The 17,795-nt window shown below is 68.2% G+C and carries 20 protein-coding genes; 10 read left to right on the top strand and 10 right to left on the bottom strand.

What is annotated here, in order from left to right:
* Positions 1 to 3 precede the first annotated feature (3 nt).
* Positions 4 to 93: a K(+)-transporting ATPase subunit F gene (locus MKL09_RS17800; protein ID WP_036267122.1), complete on the bottom strand. Its 90-nt coding sequence runs from the start codon at positions 91 to 93 to the stop codon at positions 4 to 6.
* Between the two features lie 384 nt (positions 94 to 477).
* On the opposite strand from MKL09_RS17800, the gene MKL09_RS17795 reads away from it, so the two are divergent.
* From MKL09_RS17795 to MKL09_RS17785, 3 genes are all read left to right on the top strand, one after another.
* Complete coding sequence (locus MKL09_RS17795; protein WP_244022253.1) at positions 478 to 1,080, top strand: cell wall anchor protein; 603 nt, start codon at positions 478 to 480, stop codon at positions 1,078 to 1,080.
* A 21-nt stretch (positions 1,081 to 1,101) separates the two neighbouring features.
* Positions 1,102 to 1,680: an NADPH-dependent FMN reductase gene (locus tag MKL09_RS17790; protein WP_244022251.1), complete on the top strand. Its 579-nt coding sequence runs from the start codon at positions 1,102 to 1,104 to the stop codon at positions 1,678 to 1,680.
* Positions 1,681 to 2,271: 591 nt separating this feature from the next.
* Entirely contained in the window at positions 2,272 to 2,604 is a 333-nt protein-coding gene (locus tag MKL09_RS17785) for a hypothetical protein (protein ID WP_244022249.1), read from the top strand.
* A gap of 105 nt (positions 2,605 to 2,709) precedes the next feature.
* Here MKL09_RS17785 and MKL09_RS17780 read toward each other — a convergent pair whose 3' ends face one another.
* Positions 2,710 to 2,925 (bottom strand): hypothetical protein, encoded by a 216-nt coding sequence (locus MKL09_RS17780; protein WP_244022247.1) that lies wholly within the window; start codon positions 2,923 to 2,925, stop codon positions 2,710 to 2,712.
* A gap of 314 nt (positions 2,926 to 3,239) precedes the next feature.
* Between MKL09_RS17780 and MKL09_RS17775 the strand changes: the two genes are divergently transcribed.
* Complete coding sequence (locus MKL09_RS17775) at positions 3,240 to 3,392, top strand: hypothetical protein (RefSeq protein ID WP_244022245.1); 153 nt, start codon at positions 3,240 to 3,242, stop codon at positions 3,390 to 3,392.
* Between the two features lie 3 nt (positions 3,393 to 3,395).
* On the opposite strand, the gene MKL09_RS17770 is transcribed toward MKL09_RS17775, so the two are convergent.
* Both MKL09_RS17770 and serA read right to left on the bottom strand, forming a co-directional pair.
* Positions 3,396 to 3,872, bottom strand: coding sequence for a hypothetical protein (locus tag MKL09_RS17770; RefSeq protein WP_244022243.1), 477 nt, complete (start codon positions 3,870 to 3,872; stop codon positions 3,396 to 3,398).
* Positions 3,873 to 4,009: 137 nt separating this feature from the next.
* The gene (gene serA, locus MKL09_RS17765) at positions 4,010 to 5,260 is read right to left on the bottom strand and encodes a phosphoglycerate dehydrogenase (protein WP_244022354.1); all 1,251 of its coding nucleotides are present in this window, start codon (positions 5,258 to 5,260) and stop codon (positions 4,010 to 4,012) included.
* Between the two features lie 499 nt (positions 5,261 to 5,759).
* Here serA and rpsA point away from each other — a divergent pair, with 499 nt between their 5' ends.
* The 6 genes from rpsA to MKL09_RS17735 all read left to right on the top strand — a co-directional run bounded on the left by rpsA (position 5,760) and on the right by MKL09_RS17735 (position 10,467).
* Positions 5,760 to 7,472 carry a 30S ribosomal protein S1 gene (gene rpsA, locus MKL09_RS17760; RefSeq protein ID WP_244022241.1) on the top strand — a complete coding sequence of 571 codons (1,713 nt, stop codon included), beginning with the start codon at positions 5,760 to 5,762 and terminating at the stop codon, positions 7,470 to 7,472.
* A gap of 317 nt (positions 7,473 to 7,789) precedes the next feature.
* Positions 7,790 to 8,044, top strand: coding sequence for a FitA-like ribbon-helix-helix domain-containing protein (locus MKL09_RS17755; RefSeq protein WP_244022239.1), 255 nt, complete (start codon positions 7,790 to 7,792; stop codon positions 8,042 to 8,044).
* A complete protein-coding gene (locus MKL09_RS17750; RefSeq protein WP_244022236.1) occupies positions 8,041 to 8,466 on the top strand; it encodes a type II toxin-antitoxin system VapC family toxin in 426 nt (141 codons plus the stop codon). The genes MKL09_RS17755 and MKL09_RS17750 overlap by 4 nt, the downstream gene beginning before the upstream one ends.
* 288 nt (positions 8,467 to 8,754) lie before the next feature.
* Positions 8,755 to 9,717, top strand: a complete 963-nt coding sequence (sppA, locus tag MKL09_RS17745; RefSeq protein WP_244022234.1) for a signal peptide peptidase SppA — start codon at positions 8,755 to 8,757, stop codon at positions 9,715 to 9,717.
* A 50-nt stretch (positions 9,718 to 9,767) separates the two neighbouring features.
* The gene (locus MKL09_RS17740; protein ID WP_007559930.1) at positions 9,768 to 10,079 is read left to right on the top strand and encodes an integration host factor subunit beta; all 312 of its coding nucleotides are present in this window, start codon (positions 9,768 to 9,770) and stop codon (positions 10,077 to 10,079) included.
* A gap of 19 nt (positions 10,080 to 10,098) precedes the next feature.
* Positions 10,099 to 10,467 carry a LapA family protein gene (locus MKL09_RS17735; RefSeq protein WP_244022352.1) on the top strand — a complete coding sequence of 123 codons (369 nt, stop codon included), beginning with the start codon at positions 10,099 to 10,101 and terminating at the stop codon, positions 10,465 to 10,467.
* A 10-nt stretch (positions 10,468 to 10,477) separates the two neighbouring features.
* Here the strand turns inward: MKL09_RS17735 and MKL09_RS17730 are convergent, their stop codons facing one another.
* The 6 genes from MKL09_RS17730 to MKL09_RS17705 all read right to left on the bottom strand — a co-directional run bounded on the left by MKL09_RS17730 (position 10,478) and on the right by MKL09_RS17705 (position 17,700).
* Positions 10,478 to 11,140 carry a phosphoribosylanthranilate isomerase gene (locus MKL09_RS17730; RefSeq protein ID WP_244022232.1) on the bottom strand — a complete coding sequence of 221 codons (663 nt, stop codon included), beginning with the start codon at positions 11,138 to 11,140 and terminating at the stop codon, positions 10,478 to 10,480.
* Between the two features lie 18 nt (positions 11,141 to 11,158).
* A complete protein-coding gene (locus tag MKL09_RS17725; RefSeq protein ID WP_244022230.1) occupies positions 11,159 to 12,265 on the bottom strand; it encodes a DUF2125 domain-containing protein in 1,107 nt (368 codons plus the stop codon).
* A gap of 141 nt (positions 12,266 to 12,406) precedes the next feature.
* Positions 12,407 to 12,853: a hypothetical protein gene (locus tag MKL09_RS17720; RefSeq protein ID WP_244022228.1), complete on the bottom strand. Its 447-nt coding sequence runs from the start codon at positions 12,851 to 12,853 to the stop codon at positions 12,407 to 12,409.
* A 149-nt stretch (positions 12,854 to 13,002) separates the two neighbouring features.
* Positions 13,003 to 13,782, bottom strand: coding sequence for a lysophospholipid acyltransferase family protein (locus MKL09_RS17715; RefSeq protein ID WP_244022226.1), 780 nt, complete (start codon positions 13,780 to 13,782; stop codon positions 13,003 to 13,005).
* An 84-nt stretch (positions 13,783 to 13,866) separates the two neighbouring features.
* Positions 13,867 to 14,385 carry a hypothetical protein gene (locus tag MKL09_RS17710; RefSeq protein WP_244022224.1) on the bottom strand — a complete coding sequence of 173 codons (519 nt, stop codon included), beginning with the start codon at positions 14,383 to 14,385 and terminating at the stop codon, positions 13,867 to 13,869.
* A gap of 117 nt (positions 14,386 to 14,502) precedes the next feature.
* A complete protein-coding gene (locus MKL09_RS17705) occupies positions 14,503 to 17,700 on the bottom strand; it encodes an efflux RND transporter permease subunit (RefSeq protein WP_244022222.1) in 3,198 nt (1,065 codons plus the stop codon).
* Positions 17,701 to 17,795 lie beyond the last annotated feature (95 nt).

The raw sequence follows: 17,795 nt of genomic DNA, 5'->3' as shown, positions 1-17,795 counted from the left end.
CGCTCAGAACCGCTCGGGGCGGACGAGGGCGTAGGTGAGGTAGCCAAGCAGCCCGAGGGTCACGAGGGCGCCGAGGGTCAGGTCCAGGGTCATGGGGCCCCTCGTCACAGGCGGTCGCAGAGGACGGCGTAGCCTTCGCTCAAGGCGAAGAAGGCCAGCCCTGCGGCGATGAAGATGAGGTCGAGCATGGTGAATCCGCGTCGGTTCGCGGGCGGGCCGCGGCCATGCCGCGACCGATCCCGGTCGAGACGGAATGTGGGCTGGAACCGCGTTAGGGTTCGAGACGGAGAGGCGGGCGATCTTATAAGGATCGCGTGAGGATCGGCCGCGCGGAGCACGAGGCCGACCTCAAACCGGCAAAATCTGCCGCGCGGCCGATCATGCCAGCCCGTCGCCCATCCGGGCCTTTGAAATTACAGGGAAAATTCTGGACCGCGCCGTGCTTGCTCCCGCACAGGAACTTCGCGAGGACGTATCATGTCGGTCGGTTCGGTCACGAGCAGCAGCCTCCAACGAGACCTCATCAGCGCCCTGCGGCAGACACGGGCCGCCTCGGCGCAGCAGACCGACGCGAGCGCGTTCGCCTCGGCGAGCCAGGGCGCCAGCAATTCGGCCGGCACCGGTGCCACGACCTCCTCCGGCAGCACGACCTCCAGCCCGGCGCTGTCGAGCGACCTGATGGCCTCGCTGCTGCAGGTGCAATCCGATTACAGCCAGATCAACGCCCAGGGCGGATTGGCGGCGTCCACGAGCGCGTCGAGCGCCACGGATGGATCCACGTCCGGCGCCGGTTCGATCGACGGCCAGGCCTCCGGAGACGCGGCCCCGGTCCATCACCATCACGGCCATCACGCCCGTGCCCCCGAGGCCACGGATCCCAGCCAATCAGACAGCGGCAGCACGACCGCCGCCGCGACCGCGACCAGCGGCACGTCGACCGGCGACACGACCGCGTCCAGCGGGATCGAGGACGGACTGCAATCGTTGCTGCAACAGGTCACGAAGGCGATCGCCGCCTACGCGACCACCGGACCGGCGGGGCTCGCCGCCACCGCACTCACGGCCACGTCGAAGACCTGATCGGGCTGATCGGAGATCGCCATGCCTCTCACCGTCCCGGTCATCCTCGGCAGCGTCCGTTCGGACCGCATCGGCATCCGGGTGGCGCGGTTCCTGATCGCCCGGCTGGAAGCGCGCGGCCACGTCGCCCCGCTGGTCGATCCCGCCGCGTTGGGCCTCCCGCTCCTCGACCGGATGTACAAGGAATACCCGGCCGGCACCGCCCCGGAGCCGCTGGAGCGCCTCGCCGAACTCTATCGCGGCGCGGATGCCTTTCTGGTTGTCTCGGCGGAGTACAATCACGGTGTCCCACCGGCTTTGTCGAACACCCTCGACCACTTCCTCGAAGAGTATTACTGGCGGCCTTCGGCGATCTGCTGCTACTCGGCCGGCCAGTTCGGCGGCGTCCGCGCGGCGATGCCGCTCCGGGCGATGCTCGCAGAACTGGGCATGCCCAGCATTCCGTCGCTCCTGCCGATCCCGCGCCTTCAGAAGGTACTGGACCAGGACGGCACGCCCACGGATGCCTGGATCGAGACGGCGACCGCCAAGTTCTTGGACGAGTTGGACTGGTATGCGGAGGCCCTGCGCGGGCGGCGCCAAAGCGGAACGCCGTACTGATGATCGGCTCGACGGGCCCGTGCGCCCCCGAACCTCAGTCTGTCGGACGAGACTGAATATCGTTAGAGTTGCCAATAGGCACCGCAGAGGGCACCGATCCGAAACCTAGAGCAGCGCATGATTGGGTTGTTTCGCTGCGCTCACCATGATGAGCCGGGCCGTTTGATCCGCCCCGAAACCGTTTGACCGCTTTGCGACTGCGATCACGCGGGCGAACAGGCTCTGAACGGCTCAGCTTCGCCTCGTTCCACCAGTCCGTCGGTTCCACCGGGCATTTCGATCTGATCGGTACGCCACCGCGCGGTTGCGACAATACCGTGACCATCCACCTTCTATTTGAATCCGACGTTCCAGATGCGCCTCAACAGGCATCGGATTGAAGTCTAATTACCTCGAAACGGCATAAATAACGCGTTAAATCTTCGAATTTATTAGATAAAAGTCAGACGATCTCAGGGGCTGGATACCAACTAGATCCTCGCGCATCGCCGCGCAGACCGAAAAACTGTATTGCGCTGTTGCAAAAAGGTGGCTGCAGGGTCCGGGGAAGTATGAGATCTTCTCGGTGTTCCCAGTCGCGGACCCATTCCGATGAAACTCGACGAGAGGGCGCTCCTTCAGGAGCGCGTGCGCACGCTTGTCCTGCGTCATGCCCTCGAGGCGGCGCTCGAGCGCTTGGCGGCAGCCACCCGCGAGACGGGCAAGGAGGCGGCGGCCGAATTCCAGAGCCTGGAGCAGTCCCTGCTCTCGGCCGCCCGGAGCATCGCGGATCGCGCCACGGCCCAGAAGCTGGCGGTGCTGGTCGCCGTGGAGGATGCGAGCGCAACGGTGCGGAGCGCTTTCGACAACGCGCATTGCCGGCTCGACGCATTGCAAACCGAACCGCTTTCGGCTGCCTCGCCTCTCAACGCGGTGGCCGCGTAGCGCCGGCTGCATGACGCGGCTCTGAGAGACTGCCGGGGAGGGCGAGCGCGCCGCCGTCCCCGATCGTGACCCGCGCTTGCTTGGGCGGGTCCTACGCGCAGAAACTCACTGCTTGGCGCGGTTGATGATCGCCCAGAGCGCTTGCGCCACCGGCTCGGACACGGTGCGGCGGTACTTACGATGGACGAGCTGGCCGTTGTGGAACACGTCCTGCTCGACGTAGAGCCGCTCGCCATCCCACCGGACAATGTTGTCGGACTCGATGGTCTCCTCGACGCCGAGATCCTCCCGCAGGATCGGGTTGCCAGTCTGGGTCAGCATACGCGCGTCCTTGTTCACGCTGTTGGTTCGGCGACGGGGTGCGGCGTCGCGATGCGCGCGGCGAAGCCCCCCGTAGAGGGGCACCATAGGAGTGTGCCGCGACCCACGCCAGCGATGCCGCGGACGCAATCGGACGACCGTAACCGGGTACGCGAGGGCCCTTTGTCTGATGGGCGGCGGCGATGCGCCGGCTTACGGTGACGCATGTGTGCTTCGGCACGCCGGAATGGGCGGTCCGGTGCGATGCTTCGGGAACGCGCCAGGGCTGCGCTCAGGTCAGGTCCTGAGTCGGCATCGTCGCGACGGAGGCGTCTATGCTTGCTCGCCCGCTCCGATATCTCGCCCCGGCGCTCGCGGGCCTCAGCCTGATCGCGCTGCGGCTCGCGAGCCCGTTCCTGACACCGGTCCAGGCGCCGCCACCCGGCGCCGCCGAAGACAAGCGCGTGGTCTTCCGGCACTATCTCTGAGGTTCAGCCGTGTCGGCTGAGCACAGCGCCCGGCACCGGACAGGCGGGAAGAGCCGACGGGCCGAGCACGATATCGCCCTGTTTCGGGTTGTTGACCGTGAACGGCGCAGTCTCTTGCGTCCCGAAGAAGCCGCGGCCAAGCTGCGTCGCGAAGAATTCATCGCTCCCGAACCGGACGAAGCAGCGGTCGAGCACGGCCTCGTAATCGAAGCTGGCCTGAGCGACCGGGCTGCCGCCAGCATCGGGCAGGCCGCAATAGGCCGAGACGGCGATCTGGCCCGGCCGCGACAGCCGCACCGGCAGGGACTGGCCCGGCAGCAGGGTCGCGGGCGGACCGCCGTCCTGGCGCGCGACCAGCGTGTAGGTCGAGCGGTTGTAGATTCGGCGCAGGCAATCCGCGGACGCATCGGAGACGATCGAGATCGTCCCGGCCAGACCGAGCACGAGGCCGGCCAATCCGCATCCAATACGCTTCGTCACCGCACATCCTCCGCCGATCGGCCGATCCATCAGCAAAGCGGCCGGGCGTGACTTGAACAGCGCCCGGCGCCGCCGCGCAAGGCGAACGCGGCAACAGGGGCTGCGTTCGATGCGGCCGGGATGAAATCGTCCGGATTTCAGCGGCGCTCGTAGAGCAGGCGCGCCCGGATCGTGCCCGGGATGGCGCGGATTTCGGTGAGCAGCGCCTCGGCGTCGGCGTTCGTGGCGTCAGTCTCCAGCACTACGTAACCGACCTCGCCGTCGGTCTGGTAGAACTGCGCCGCGATGTTGACGTGGCCGCGGGAGAACACGTCGTTGAGGCGCCCGAGCATGCCCGGCAGGTTGCGCTGGACATGGATGAAGCGGGTGCCGGTCGGCCGCGCCGGCAATTGCACTTGCGGAAAATTCACCGCGCCCACCGTCGAGCCGATATCGGAATAATCCACGAGCTTGCGGGCGACCTCGGCGCCGATCCGCTCCTGGGCTTCTTCCGTCGAGCCGCCGATATGCGGCGTCAGGATCACGTTCTCGATCCCCTGGAGCGGGCTCACGAAGGCTTCCGCGTTGGAGCCGGGCTCCACCGGGAAGACGTCGATGGCGGCGCCCTTGAGGTGGCCGTCGCGCAAGGCCGCCGCGAGGGCGTCCAGATCGACCACGGTACCGCGGGCGTTGTTGATCAGGAAGGCGCCGGGCTTCATCGCCCGGATCTCGGCCTCGCCGATCATGTTGGCGGTGGCCTCCGTCTCGGGCACGTGCAGCGAGACCACGTCGCACTGGCCGAGCAGGTCGTGCAGGGTCTTCGTCGGCTCGGTGTTGCCGTGGCGCAGCTTGTCGGTGTGGTCGTAGAACAGCACCCGCATGCCCATCGCCTCGGCCAGCGTCGAGAGCTGCGTGCCGATATTGCCGTAGCCGACGATGCCCAGCGTCTTGCCGCGGACCTCCAGGGAGCCCACCGCCGACTTGTCCCAGCGGCCGGCATGGGCGCCGACCGAGCGCGGCACGATCCGGCGCAGCAGCATCACGATCTCGCCGATCGTGAGCTCCGCGACCGAGCGGGTGTTGGAGAACGGCGCGTTGAACACCGGGATGCCGCGATGGCGCGCGGCCTCCAGGTCGACCTGGTTGGTGCCGACCGAGAAGCATCCCACCGCCAGCAGCCGGTCCGCCACCTCGAACGCCGCGGCGTCGAGTTGCGTGCGCGAGCGGATGCCCACCATGTGCACGCCCTGGAGCGCCTCGTGCAGCGCCTCGCGGTCGAGCGCCTTCGGCAGCCGGGTCAGGTTGGTGTAGCCGGCGGCCTGCATCAGCGCGACGGCGCTGTCGTTGATGCCTTCGAGCAGCAGGACGCGGATCTTGTCCTTGGGCAGGGAGAGCTTGTCGGGGGTCATGAGCATCGTTCGTCCGGCGACGGAAGGGCCGCGCGCGTCACCGCGGGGGCCGAATCCGCTGATCGATATCGATGGCAGCGATACGAGCCTGCCCTGTGCGATGCAACATGGCGACGCTCACCGCAGGGCTGCATCGCGGATGAGCCGCCGGCGCCTGCGCAACGTCCGGGATCGGCCGTGTCCGTTCGGCGGACGCTGACTTCGACTATGCGGGGTGATCCTTGAAGACGCTCGGAAATCCGCTCGGTTGAAGTCGTACAGCTGATGCTGTATGCAGCGCGCGTCCTCCCGGATTCCGCTCGCGCGTGCTTATTTTGGCGCCGCCGCGTCGCCGGCTGGATCGCCCTCGTCATCCGTATCGACGCGTCGGCAAGCCGGATCCCGCGGGACCGGTCGCCTCTCCCTCAAGGTTTCGGGAGCGGCCGCGGCGAACCGGGGGTGTGTGCAACGCGAGCCGCCGACGCAAAGGGCCTCCGCCGGGGGCCGTTCAGGAGAGAGAATGTCCGCAGGTACCGCTCTGGGGCGTGGCCCGAGCCGCGATGATTTCGCCGCCCTCCTCGAGGAAAGCTTCCTCGAACACGAGATCACCGAAGGATCCGTCGTCAAGGGTCGCGTCGTCGCGATCGAGAAGGACGTGGCCGTCATCGACATCGGCGCCAAGACGGAAGGCCGTGTCGCACTGAAAGAATTCACCGGCCCGGGCCGCGAAGGCGAGCTGAAGGTCGGCGACGAGGTCGAGGTCTACGTCGACCGGATCGAGAACGCGCTCGGCGAAGCCGTCATCTCGCGCGACAAGGCCCGCCGCGAGGAGAGCTGGGTCAAGCTCGAGAAGTCGTTCGAGAACAACGACCGCGTCACCGGCACGATCTTCAACCAGGTCAAGGGCGGCTACACGGTCGACCTCGACGGCGCCGTGGCGTTCCTGCCGCGCTCGCAGGTCGACATCCGCCCGGTCCGCGACGTCACACCGCTGCTCGGCACCCCGCAGCCGTTCCAGATCCTCAAGATGGATCGCCGCCGCGGCAACATCGTCGTGTCGCGCCGCACCGTGCTCGAAGAGAGCCGCGCCGAGCAGCGCTCGGAGCTGGTGGCCAACCTCGAAGAGGGTCAGGTCATCGACGGCGTCGTCAAGAACATCACCGAGTACGGCGCCTTCGTCGATCTCGGCGGCATCGACGGCCTGCTGCACGTCACCGACATGGCGTGGCGCCGCGTGAACCATCCGTCCGAGGTCGTGACCATCGGCCAGACGGTCAAGGTCAAGATCATCAAGATCAACCACGAGACGCACCGCATCTCGCTCGGCATCAAGCAGCTGCTGGCCGATCCGTGGGAGGGCATCGCCGCCCGCTACCCGGAGAACGCCAAGCTCAAGGGCCGCGTGACCAACATCACCGATTACGGCGCCTTCGTGGAGCTGGAGCCGGGGATCGAGGGCCTGATCCACGTCTCCGAGATGAGCTGGACCAAGAAGAACGTCCATCCGGGCAAGATCGTCTCCACCTCCCAGGAGGTCGAGGTTCAGATCCTGGAAGTCGATCCGGTCAAGCGCCGCATCTCGCTCGGCCTCAAGCAGACCCTGCAGAACCCCTGGGAGGCCTTCTCCGAGAAGCACCCGGTCGGCTCCGAGGTCGAGGGCGAGGTCAAGAACAAGACCGAGTTCGGCCTGTTCATCGGCCTCGAGGGCGATGTCGACGGCATGGTCCACCTGTCGGATCTCGACTGGAACCGTCCCGGCGAGCAGGTCATCGAGGAGTTCAAGAAGGGCGACATGGTCCGCGCCCAGGTTCTCGACGTCGATGTCGAGAAAGAGCGGATTTCGCTGGGCGTGAAGCAGCTCGGCGGTGACCCCTTCGCCGAGGCCGGCGAGATCAAGAAGGGTCAGATCGTCACCTGCGAGGTCGTCGAGGTGAAGGATGCCGGCGTCGAGGTGAAGATCGTCGACACCGACATGACCACCTTCGTCCGCCGCGCCGAACTCGCCCGCGACCGCGGCGACCAGCGCCCCGAGCGTTTCGCCGCCGGCGAGAAGTTCGATGCCCGGGTCGTGCAGTTCGACCGCAAGGCCCACCGCGTCCAGGTCTCGATCAAGGCCCTGGAAGTGGCCGAGGAGAAGGAGGCGATGGCCCAGTTCGGCTCCGCTGATTCCGGCGCCTCGCTCGGCGACATCCTCGGCGCGGCCTTCAACAAGAAGCGCTCCGACGACGATTGAGACTTTCCGGATCTCGCCGCCCGGCTGAGCCGGGCGGCGGATACGAATTGATCCAAAAGACCCGCGTGGGACATCCGTCCCGCGCGGGTTTTTCTTTGTGCGGTGGGGTTTCCGAAGCGCCGCGATCCGCCGAGTCCTCGAACCCCCTCTGGCGCCGGTACTGGCACGCCGCTCGGAGGCTTCGACCGCATTGAGGCCGCGGCTTCAGCCGGGAACATCGTCTTGAAAGATGGATCTCGCTACGCGCGGTGCCGAGGGCGAAGTTGATTGCACATTGATAAAATGCAATCCTCGCCATCATGCAGAGGTTTTGACATATGCGATCCATGACCGTTCGGAATGTGCCCGATGAGGTGCATCGCGCGATCCGCGTAAGGGCCGCTCAACACGGTCGCAGCGTCGAGGCCGAAATGCGCCATATCCTAGAATCTGCGGTGAGGCCGGAAGGCCGGATCAAACTGGGTTCGCTGCTGGCCGAGATCGGCAGCAAGATCAGACTGACTGACGAGGAAATCGCCATCCTCGAGAGCGTGCGTGACAAAACTCCGGCCCGTGCAGCGTGCTTTGAATGATCCTCCTCGATACGAACGTGGTTTCGGAGCCGCTCCGACATGCGCCCGAGGCCCGCGTCATCGAATGGATCGACAGGCAACCTCTGGAAACACTCTATCTGTCTGCCATGACCGTCGCCGAACTGCGCGCCGGCGTAACCTTGCTACCGGTTGGAAAGCGCCGAGCGACACTGCATGAGGACCTGGAGGGAGGCGTGCTACCCATGTTTGTCGGGCGTGTCCTGCCGTTCGACTTGGCTTGCACGACCGCCTATGCCGAACTGCTGGCGAGGGTTCGCAAGGCAGGGAGCGGGATCGAGACCGCCGATGCCTGCATCGCAGCGGTCGCCCTCGCTAACGGACTGACCGTCGCCACCCGCGATACCGCCCCGTTCGCGGTGGCCGGCCTCACTGTCATCGACCCCTGGGATCCGTCTTCGTGAGGCGCGCTGCCCGGGATCCTGGCCGGAACGCGACGCGTCCTACGGATTACCGGCCTCGACTGTGAGCGCGCGGCCCGCCTGAAGACGGCCCGCGTTGAAGGCCGGGGCCGGGCGCCGCATTTTCTTCGCGCGGCCCATATCCACGTCCGCGGAAAATGCTCTAGAACACCGGCCTCGGGTGGCTCCGGCCGCGCGAGGCAAAGGAAACCAAGGACTTGCCCGGCGCGGGGCCTCGCCCCCCGCACCCCGTCACGGGGCCGATCCGGGGAGGCGAAGGGAAGCGACCGCATGGCAGCCGACGCCGAACTGCTGATCGACCGGCGGCGCCTGCGCCGCAGGCTGTCCCTGTGGCGAGTGCTCGGGATCGGCGGGCTGATCGTGGCGGTCGGGGCGCTGGGCTACCGGGTCCGGGCCGGGGCCGACGGCGCCTTCGCGGTGGGCCCGCAGATCGCTCGCATCTCCGTCTCGGGCTTCATCGCCGGAAGCGAATCGACCGCCAAGCTGATGCAGCGGGTCGGCGACTCGGATGCCGTGAAGGGCGTGGTCGTCTCGATCAATTCGCCGGGCGGCACCACCACCGGCTCCGAAGAGATCTTCCGCAACCTGCGCGCGCTGGCCGCCAAGAAGCCGATCGTCGCCTTCGTGGACGGCACCGCGGCCTCGGGCGCCTACATCACCGCCATAGCGGCCGACCACATCGTCGCCCGGGAGACCAGCCTGGTCGGCTCGATCGGCGTGCTGTTCCAGTACCCCGACCTGTCGGGCCTCCTCGACAAGGTCGGGGTCAAGGTCGAGTCGGTGAAATCCTCGCCGCTCAAGGCCGAGCCCTCGGGCTTCACCCCGACCACACCGGAGGCGCGCGCCGCGCTGGCGGCCGTGGTCGGCGACACCTACGCCTGGTTCAAGGGGCTGGTGGCCGAGCGCCGGGGCATGGATGCCGCTCAGATCACCACCGTGTCGGACGGGCGGGTGTTCAGCGGCCGCCAGAGCGTGCCACTGAAGCTGGTGGACGAGCTGGGCGGCGAGCGCCAGGCCGTGGCCTGGCTGGAGGCGAACCGCGGCGTGCCGAAGGACCTGCCGATCAAGGACTGGAAGCCCAGCAAGGAGAGCGACTTCTCGCTCTGGTCGGCCGCCGGCATCGGTGCGGACCTCCTGGGCCTCGACGGGCTCGCCGGGCGTCTGCGCGCCGTCGGCACCCAGGCCGAAACCGCGGGCGGTGGGCTGCTCGTCCTGTGGCGCCCGGAGCCCTGAGCGCCCTCGCTACCGAAGCCCGCCCCGATCCCCCGAGAAGACCAGACGCCATGATCAAGTCGGAGCTCGTCCTCAAGATCGCCGAGCAGAACCCGCATCTCTACCAGCGCGACGTCGAGATCCTGGTCAACGCGATCCTCGACACCATCTCGGATGCGCTGGCCCGGGGCGACCGGGTGGAACTGCGCGGCTTCGGCGCCTTCTCGGTGAAGCGCCGAGAAGCGCGGAAGGGACGCAACCCGCGCACCGGCGCGGCCGTTGCTGTGTCCGAGAAGGCGATTCCCGTGTTCAAGACCGGGAAGGAGATGCGCCAGCGCCTCAACGCCGCGGGCATCGGCGAGAGCGCGTCGGCCGCCGAGTAGGAAGAGGTCTGTGAGCGCGATGATCCGTTTCCTGAAGAGCCTCGTGCTGCTGCCGATCGCCGCCCTGGTGATCCTGCTGGCGGTCGCCAACCGGGCGCCGGTGCCGCTCTCCTTCGACCCGTTCAATGCGGACGCGCCGGTGTTCAGCGTGAACCTGCCGCTCTACGCGATCCTGTTCGGCGCGGTGGCGCTCGGCATCGTGGTCGGCGGCGTGTTCACCTGGCTCGGCCAAGGCAAGACCCGGGCGAACGTGCGCCACCATCGCCGGGAGGCGACGCGCTACGAGCGCGAGGCGAGCCGGCTGCGGGCCTATGCTCCGGAGAGCGAGACGCAAGCGCCGTACACCGTCCCCAACGCCAACCGCACCGCCTTGCCGGCGCCACGCTGAGCGTCGGCTTTCAGCCCGCGGCGGCCCGTACGGCGGCCACGAACGCCGCGATCTTGTCCGGATCCTTGAGGCCGGGGGCTGATTCCACCCCCGAGGACACATCGACCGCACCGAGCCCGGTCCGGTTGAGCGCCTCGGCGACGTTGCCGGCATCCAGCCCGCCGGACAGCATGGTCCCGGCGGGCAAGACGGCATCTGCCAGGATCGCCCAATCGAATCGCTGGCCGTTGCCCCCGGGGAGCGCGGCGCCGGGTGGTGGCTTGGCATCCAGCAGGATCCGGTCGGCCACGGCGGCGTAGGCCGGGATCGCCTCCAGGTCGGTCGGGGTCGCGACGCCGATCGCCTTCATCACCGGCCGGCCGGCGAGCGCCCGAATCGCCGCCACCCTGTCCGGGCTCTCGCGCCCGTGCAGCTGGATCAGGTCCGGATCCATGGACTCGACCGCAGCCCGGACCAGGGCATCGTCCGGATCGACCAGCAGCACGACGCGCTCAACCCGGCCGCGCGCCTGCGCCGATAGTCGCGAAGCCTTCTCGAAGTCGACGTGGCGCGGACTGCGCGGGAAGTGCACCAGCCCGATCCAATCCGCACCGGCGGTCAAAGCGGTGTCGAGTGCTTCCGGCGTGCTGAGCCCGCAGATCTTGACGCGGGCCGATGGGATCGCAGCGGACATGTGTGCCTTGTAGCCGATCTAGTAGAGGATCGGCAGGTAGACGTTCGGGATCGGGAACCCGCTGAAAACCAGCCGCCCGTTGATGAGCTTCAGCGGGGGCAGGGGCTTGAGCGGCACCGCATCCGCCGGCGCGTCCGGCTCGGGCCGCCGGCCCAAGCCCAGCAGGCCGCCGACGAGCTGGCCGACCAGAGCCCCCTTGTCCGAGCCGAATCGCTGGCCGACGACGCTGCCCACCAGCGCATCCACGCCGGCAGCCCGCAAGTCGAGCTGCCCGACAGGGCGGTGGGCGTCGTCGAGGGCGAGCGTGCCCTTCGCCTGGACCCGCTGCGTCCCCTTGGCCAGGGACAAAGCCGTGAGATCAAGGGTGCCGCCGGCCTGGCGCCAGCGCTCGAGTTCCCGCGGCACCGGGCCGGTCCGCAGGACGGTGGCCTGGGTGAGCGTCGCGTCCAGCGACAGGTCGGCGGGGGCGGGATCGCCGGTGAGCGCGTCGAGCTGCGGCACGGCGGCCTGGGCCAGGCGCAGGCTCACGTCGACCGCGCCCTCGGATTCGTAGCGCCCGGGGGTCGGCCGCGCATGCAGTTCCAGATGCTGTCCCGCGACCGCGATCGGTCCCGGATCGGCACCGGTGACCGTGACGTTCGGCGCGTCCACCACCAGCGATGCGCGGGTGAACCCGTCCGCGGCGCCGTGGACGCTGCCTTGGAGCTTGCTCCAGGCGGCATCGCCGGTCAGGGCCTCCTGCTCGACATGGAACGGCCCTGCGCTCTCGAACAGCACCAGGCGGGGCTGGTAGACCTGCGCCACCGCGGTGGACGGGCCCAGGCGGAAGCGACCGTCCGACCGTTCCAGGGTGACGGCACTGCAGCGCAGCTCGATCCGGAACGGGTAGCCGGTGAGCGACCGGTCGGCACAGGCCCAGGTGCGGCCGGCACTCGCCTCGCGTGCGATCCAGCCGTCGATCTCGGTCGCCGCCCGGCCGCGAAGCCACAACCAGCCGACCGACCAGGCGATGACGATCACCGCGAGCAGGATATAGGGGAGGAACAACCCGAGCCGGAATCGCCGCGCCGTCTGCGCCAGCGAGGCCTGCGCATCACCGCCCGGCTGCGTCCGATCCTGACTCATGCATCCCGCTCCCCGTCATCAGCCCCGCGCAGGCGCTGCAAGCCTCGCCTTGAGGCCATGCAGGGGGCAAAACTGGGGCAGCGCCGGGATCAGGTCGACAGCGCGCAGGACCGATCAGCCCCTGGAGGCTCGATGTCCGGCTCAGACTTGAGCCGGCTCGATCGTGTCGCGCTGCAGGTCGCTGACGATCGCCACCCGCTCGGCCTCGCCATCGGCCAGGCGATGCACGTGCAGCTCGGTCGCGCCACGGGTCCGAACCCGGTCGAGCCAGGTCCGCCGGAGATGGTCGCGCGGGCTCTCGTTCGAGCTCGCCACAGAGACCATTTCGGCGATGCCGGTCTCGTCGCGCCGCACGGCGATCACCACGGCCTCCGCCATCTCGTCGAGGTCGAAGGCGCCAGCCGAATGGACCCCGACGACGTAGCGCCGGCCGGAGCGTCCGCGCCAGGCCGAAAGCGGCAGGGCCGGCGTGCCGCGCAGGCCCGCCGTGGTCTTGAGGCGTTCTTCACGCACATCCTGTCTCCGGCTGCGATCGTCCTTCAGGTCGCGAAGCGCGGCCGACCAGGACAGGGCTCTCTTGTTCGCCATTTGTTCCAACCTACAGCGCGATATCCACAGGCGTCAAGCGCAACGTTCCTGACCACGAAGGTGGTGATCGCCCGGGTTATCCACAAGCGGCAGGCGCCGCCCATCACGATGGTATCGCTGATAAAACGTGGTCCGGTGCCGTCAAAAAATCAGCGACGCTGTGCTGCCCCAGTCGGGGCTCCGGCCGTCGGCGCGGAGCCGGTCTCGGCGGCAAACCCCTTCGGGCCACCTTCGAGCAAGGCGTTCGAGGCGGCCTCCAGGCGCTCCTGGGCCAGGGCCTGGAATTCCTGACGGCCCAACCCTGGAGGGATCGGATCGAGGAACTGGATCACGGCCGTGCCCGGCCGGCGGATGAGGCTGTTGCGCGCCCAGAACCGCCCGGTGTTCAGGGCTACCGGCAGGCAGGGTACGTTCAAGGCGGTGTAGAGGTGTGACAGGCCCTGCTTGTAGGCGGGCGGAGCCCCGACCGCGCGGCGGGTCCCCTCGGGGAAGATGATGAGCTGGCGGCCCTCCCGGATGGCGTCCGCGGCGGCCGCGTTCATCAGGCTCATCGCCCGGGCGCCCTTGGAGCGATCGATCGCCACCATGCCGCTGCGCGATAGATACCAGCCGATCAGCGGAATCAGCAGCAGCTCCCGCTTCAGGATGTAGGCGAATTCCGGGAACACGGTGCAGAGCGCCAACGTCTCGAGGGCGGACTGGTGCTTGGCCGCGACCAGCAGCGGCCCCTTCGGAATGGTCTCGAGGCCGCGGAACTCGACCCGCATGCCGGCGACCACCCGCAGCAGCCACAGGGTGATCCGACCCCAGAGCCGGGCCAGCCTCAGCACCGCGCGGCGGGAGACCAGCGTGGGCAGGCCACCGAGCGCCAGCAGCGTCGTCATCGCGTAGAAGCAGACGTTGAAGGCGAGGGAGCGCAGGACGAGCATCGGAATCCGCTTCGTGACGGCTTTCCTCTAGCGCGCAGAGGCGCCCGCGGCCAAGCGCGGACGGTCCGACACCGGACCAAACGATCATGCGCCTGCGGCATGTCGGCCGGCTCGGGAGAAGCCGGCGCTGCGCCCCGCGATCAACCAGTAGACCAGGCCGGCGCTGGCGCCAACGACGAACAGGATCAGCGTCAGCCGCGCTTCGGCGGCGAGAAGCCCCGGGCTGGTGCCCGCCGTCGCCGGACGCACTGCGCCGCGGATCAGCCAGGGCAGGGCGGCGGTCAGCAGGCCGCCCCCGGCGCCGTACCAGAGGAAGCCGCGGCGCGAAAACATCTCGCCGGCCAACCCGACCAGGGCCGGCGGCACGAACAGCAGGACGAACAGCGCCCGGGCGAGGCCCGCGATCAGGAGCGCCAGCCCTTCCGGCGGAAGCCCCGCCGAGAGGTCGGACAAAGCCATGTCGACCCCCGCGAGCGCTCCATTGGTCAGCCACGCATTGGCGGTCGGATCGACCAGGAGTGCCAGCACGAGAATCGCGCCGCCGGCCGGGACGGCCAGCAGCAGGGCGAAGGCTCCGAGGAACAGGCGACCGACGAAATGCATGGCAGGCTTCCACACCGAAGACGGTCGGCCTTCGCAAAAGGAGCCGCGCCCGACCGGTCAGGGTCGGGCGCGGCTCCAGGATCGCATCATCGCCAGGCCCCGGGGGCCAGACCTATCTCAGCCGTGGGCGGGGGCCGCCCCGCCATGGTCGCCGTGGGACGGCTTGCCGCGCAGGCGGCCGAGCCAGAGCGAGAAGTGGCGGATCACCACGTAGAAGACCGGGGTGAGGAACAGGCCGAAGAAGGTCGCGCCGATCATCCCGAAGAACACCGCCGTGCCCAGCGCCTGGCGCATCTCGGCGCCGGGGCCGGTGGCGATCACCAGCGGCAGGGTGCCGAGGATGAACGCGAAGGCGGTCATCAGGATCGGACGCAGGCGCAGACGACAGGCTTCCACCGCCGCCTCGACCGGACCCCGGTGCTCGCGCTGCTCGATGTCGTGCGCGAACTCGACGATCAGGATCGCGTTCTTGGCAGCCAAGCCGATCAGCACGATCAGGCCGATCTGGGTCAGGATGTTGTTGTCCTGCCCCCGGAACTGCACCCCGGCGAGCGCCGCGAGCACCCCGGTCGGCACCACCAGCAGGATCGCCAGCGGCAGGGCCCAGGATTCGTACTGCGCGGCCAGCACCAGGAAGACCAGCAGCACGCCCAGGGCGAAGACGGCGCCGGCGGTGCCACTCGCGGCCTTCTGCTGGAAGGCGATCTCGGTCCAGTCGTAGGCGTAGCCATCGGGCAGCACCTTCTTGGCGATGTCCTCCATGGCGGTCAGCGCCTGTCCGGTCGAGACCCCCGGCTTGGCCACGCCCTGAACGGGAACCGAGTAGTACAGGTTGAACCGCTGCACGATCTGCGGGCCGGTCACGTTGCGGACGGAGGCGAGGGTGCCCATCGGCACCAGCGCGCCCGTGGAGGAGCGCACCTTGATCTGCGAGATGTCCTGGTTCGACGTGCGGAAGGCGGCATCGCCCTGCAGGCGCACCTGATAGATGCGTCCAAGCGTGTTGAAGTCGTTCACGTAGGTGCCGCCCAGATCCGCCTGGACCGACGAGAACACGTTGGCGAGCGGCACGTTCAGCATCCGCGCGATGGTGCGGTCGATGTCGAGGAACAGCTGCGGCGTCGCGTTGTCGAAGGTCGTGAACACGCGCTGCACGTCGGCGCTCTGGTTCGCCTGGGCGATCACCTCGCCGGCCGCGGCCATCAGCGGACCGATCTCCGAGGACTGACGGCTCTCGATCTGCATCTTGAAGCCGCCGCCGTTGCCAAGGCCGCGCACCGGCGGGGGCGGGATCACGATCACCCGGGCTTCCTGAATGTCCGAGGTGGCCTTGAGCACCTCGCCGGTGATCACCGCCGCGCTGCGGCCCACCGCGGCGCGCTCCTTGGCGCCCTTCAGCGTCAGGAACATTACGCCGGCATTGGTGGTGTTGGTGAAGGTCGCGCCATCGAAGCCGGCGATGATCACGGCGTTGGCCACGCCGTCCACGGTGCGGGCCTGCTTGGCCGCGCGCAGGATCACGTCCGTGGTGCGGTCGAGGGACGCGCCGGAAGGCAGCTGGACGACGCCGATCAGGTAGCCCTGGTCCTGGTCCGGGATGAAGCCCGTGGGCGTCGTCTGAGCGAGGTGCAGGGTGCCGGCGATCACCGCGGCATAGACCACCAGCATCACCGCCAATCCGATGAACCCGCCGGTCAGGACGCGGATCGTGCGGCCGTAGGCGTTCGACGTGGCATCGAAGGCGCGGTTGAAGCCGTTGGCGAGCCAGTTCAGGAACCGGGCCAGGAAGAATTTCGGCTCCTTGCGCGCGTGGTGCGGCACGAGCAGCAGCTTACACAGCGCCGGGGACAGGGTCAGCGAATTGAACGCGGAGATCAGGGTCGAGGCCGCGATCGTGAGCGCGAACTGCTTGTAGAACTGGCCCGAGATGCCCGGGATGAACGCCGTCGGCACGAACACCGCCGCCAGCACGAGCGCGATGGCGATGACGGCGCCGCCGACCTCGTCCATGGTCTTGTGCGCGGCATCGCCCGCCGAGAGCCCCTCGGCCATGTTGCGCTCGACGTTCTCCACCACCACGATGGCGTCGTCGACCACGATGCCGATGGCCAGCACCAGCCCGAACAGGGTCAGGTTGTTGAGCGAGAAGCCGAAGGCCGCCATGGCCGCGAAGGTGCCGATCAGCGACACGGGGATCGCGATCACCGGGATCAGGGCGGTGCGCCAGCTCTGGAGGAACACCAGCACCACGATGACGACGAGGCCGACCGCCTCGAACAGCGTCTTGTAGACCTCCTGGATCGATTCCTCGATGAACTCGGTCGGGTTGTAGGCGATGCGGTACTCGACGTCCGGGGGGAAGTTCTTCTTGACGGTCTCCATCACGCTCTTGACGGAGGTCGCCGCCTCAAGCGCGTTGGTGCCGGGCCGCTGGAACGCGCCGATGCCCACCGCCGGCGTGTCGTTAAGGTAGGAGTTGGTCGTGTAGTCCTTCTGGCCCATCTCGACGCGGGCGATGTCCTTGACCCGGACGAGGCGCCCGTCCTGGGCCTTGATGATCACCTCGGCGAATTCCTCGGGCGTCTTGAAGCGCGCCTGCGACTGCACGACGAGCTGGAACGCCTCGCTCTTGGCCGCGGGCGGGCCGTTGAGCTGGCCCGCGGCCACCTGGACGTTCTGCTCCTGCAGGGCCGTGGTGACGTCGGTGACCGAGAGGCCGTAGGCGGCGAGCTTGTTGGGGTCGACCCAGATGCGCTCGGCGTACTCGTTGCCGCCGAAGATCGTGATGTCGCCGACGCCGTCGAGGCGCAGCAGCTCGTCGCGGATGTTCAGGTAGATGTAGTTGGCGAGGTAATTCTGGTCGTAGGTCTTGTTCGGCGAGAGCAGGTGCACGACCAGCATCAGGTCGGGCGAGGCCTTGCGCACGGTCACGCCGAGGTTGCGCACGTCCGGCGGCAGGCGCGGCTGCGCCACCGAGAGCCGGTTCTGCACCAGCACGTTGGCGATATCGAGGTTGGTGCCGACCTTGAAGGTCACGGTCAGCAGCATGTTGCCGTCGTTGGTCGACAACGACGTCATGTACAGCATGTTGTCGACGCCGTTGACCTCCTGCTCGATCGGCGTCGCGATGGTGGCGGCCACGGTCTCGGCGTTGGCGCCCGGATAGGAGGCGCGCACGGTCACGGTCGGCGGCACGATCTCGGGATATTGCGAGACCGGCAGGGTCTCGTAGGCCACGAAGCCGAGGATCAGGAAGATGATCGACGTGACCGACGCGAAGATCGGCCTATCGACGAAGAAGTGGGCGAAACGCATCGGTCAAACCTCTGAGGCCCGCCGGTCACCCGGTCGGCGCCCTGCGTCGTCGGTGCGGCGCACGGGGCGCGGCGCGCGCGAATGCGATCGTGTCG

Source organism: Methylobacterium sp. J-048 (assembly GCF_022829515.1).
Taxonomy (GTDB): domain Bacteria; phylum Pseudomonadota; class Alphaproteobacteria; order Rhizobiales; family Beijerinckiaceae; genus Methylobacterium.
The sequence above is the reverse complement of the archived record's forward strand: the minus strand, read 5'-3'. Positions and strand labels throughout refer to the sequence as shown.

Coding starts and splice junctions, on each gene's coding strand:
- MKL09_RS17800 (WP_036267122.1), bottom strand. CDS start 93: ATGACCCTGGACCTGACCCTCGGCGCCCTCGTGACCCTCGGGCTGCTT.
- MKL09_RS17795 (WP_244022253.1), top strand. CDS start 478: ATGTCGGTCGGTTCGGTCACGAGCAGCAGCCTCCAACGAGACCTCATC.
- MKL09_RS17790 (WP_244022251.1), top strand. CDS start 1,102: ATGCCTCTCACCGTCCCGGTCATCCTCGGCAGCGTCCGTTCGGACCGC.
- MKL09_RS17785 (WP_244022249.1), top strand. CDS start 2,272: ATGAAACTCGACGAGAGGGCGCTCCTTCAGGAGCGCGTGCGCACGCTT.
- MKL09_RS17780 (WP_244022247.1), bottom strand. CDS start 2,925: ATGCTGACCCAGACTGGCAACCCGATCCTGCGGGAGGATCTCGGCGTC.
- MKL09_RS17775 (WP_244022245.1), top strand. CDS start 3,240: ATGCTTGCTCGCCCGCTCCGATATCTCGCCCCGGCGCTCGCGGGCCTC.
- serA (WP_244022354.1), bottom strand. CDS start 5,260: ATGACCCCCGACAAGCTCTCCCTGCCCAAGGACAAGATCCGCGTCCTG.
- rpsA (WP_244022241.1), top strand. CDS start 5,760: ATGTCCGCAGGTACCGCTCTGGGGCGTGGCCCGAGCCGCGATGATTTC.
- MKL09_RS17755 (WP_244022239.1), top strand. CDS start 7,790: ATGCGATCCATGACCGTTCGGAATGTGCCCGATGAGGTGCATCGCGCG.
- MKL09_RS17750 (WP_244022236.1), top strand. CDS start 8,041: ATGATCCTCCTCGATACGAACGTGGTTTCGGAGCCGCTCCGACATGCG.
- sppA (WP_244022234.1), top strand. CDS start 8,755: ATGGCAGCCGACGCCGAACTGCTGATCGACCGGCGGCGCCTGCGCCGC.
- MKL09_RS17740 (WP_007559930.1), top strand. CDS start 9,768: ATGATCAAGTCGGAGCTCGTCCTCAAGATCGCCGAGCAGAACCCGCAT.
- MKL09_RS17735 (WP_244022352.1), top strand. CDS start 10,099: ATGATCCGTTTCCTGAAGAGCCTCGTGCTGCTGCCGATCGCCGCCCTG.
- MKL09_RS17730 (WP_244022232.1), bottom strand. CDS start 11,140: ATGTCCGCTGCGATCCCATCGGCCCGCGTCAAGATCTGCGGGCTCAGC.
- MKL09_RS17725 (WP_244022230.1), bottom strand. CDS start 12,265: ATGAGTCAGGATCGGACGCAGCCGGGCGGTGATGCGCAGGCCTCGCTG.
- MKL09_RS17720 (WP_244022228.1), bottom strand. CDS start 12,853: ATGGCGAACAAGAGAGCCCTGTCCTGGTCGGCCGCGCTTCGCGACCTG.
- MKL09_RS17715 (WP_244022226.1), bottom strand. CDS start 13,782: ATGCTCGTCCTGCGCTCCCTCGCCTTCAACGTCTGCTTCTACGCGATG.
- MKL09_RS17710 (WP_244022224.1), bottom strand. CDS start 14,385: ATGCATTTCGTCGGTCGCCTGTTCCTCGGAGCCTTCGCCCTGCTGCTG.
- MKL09_RS17705 (WP_244022222.1), bottom strand. CDS start 17,700: ATGCGTTTCGCCCACTTCTTCGTCGATAGGCCGATCTTCGCGTCGGTC.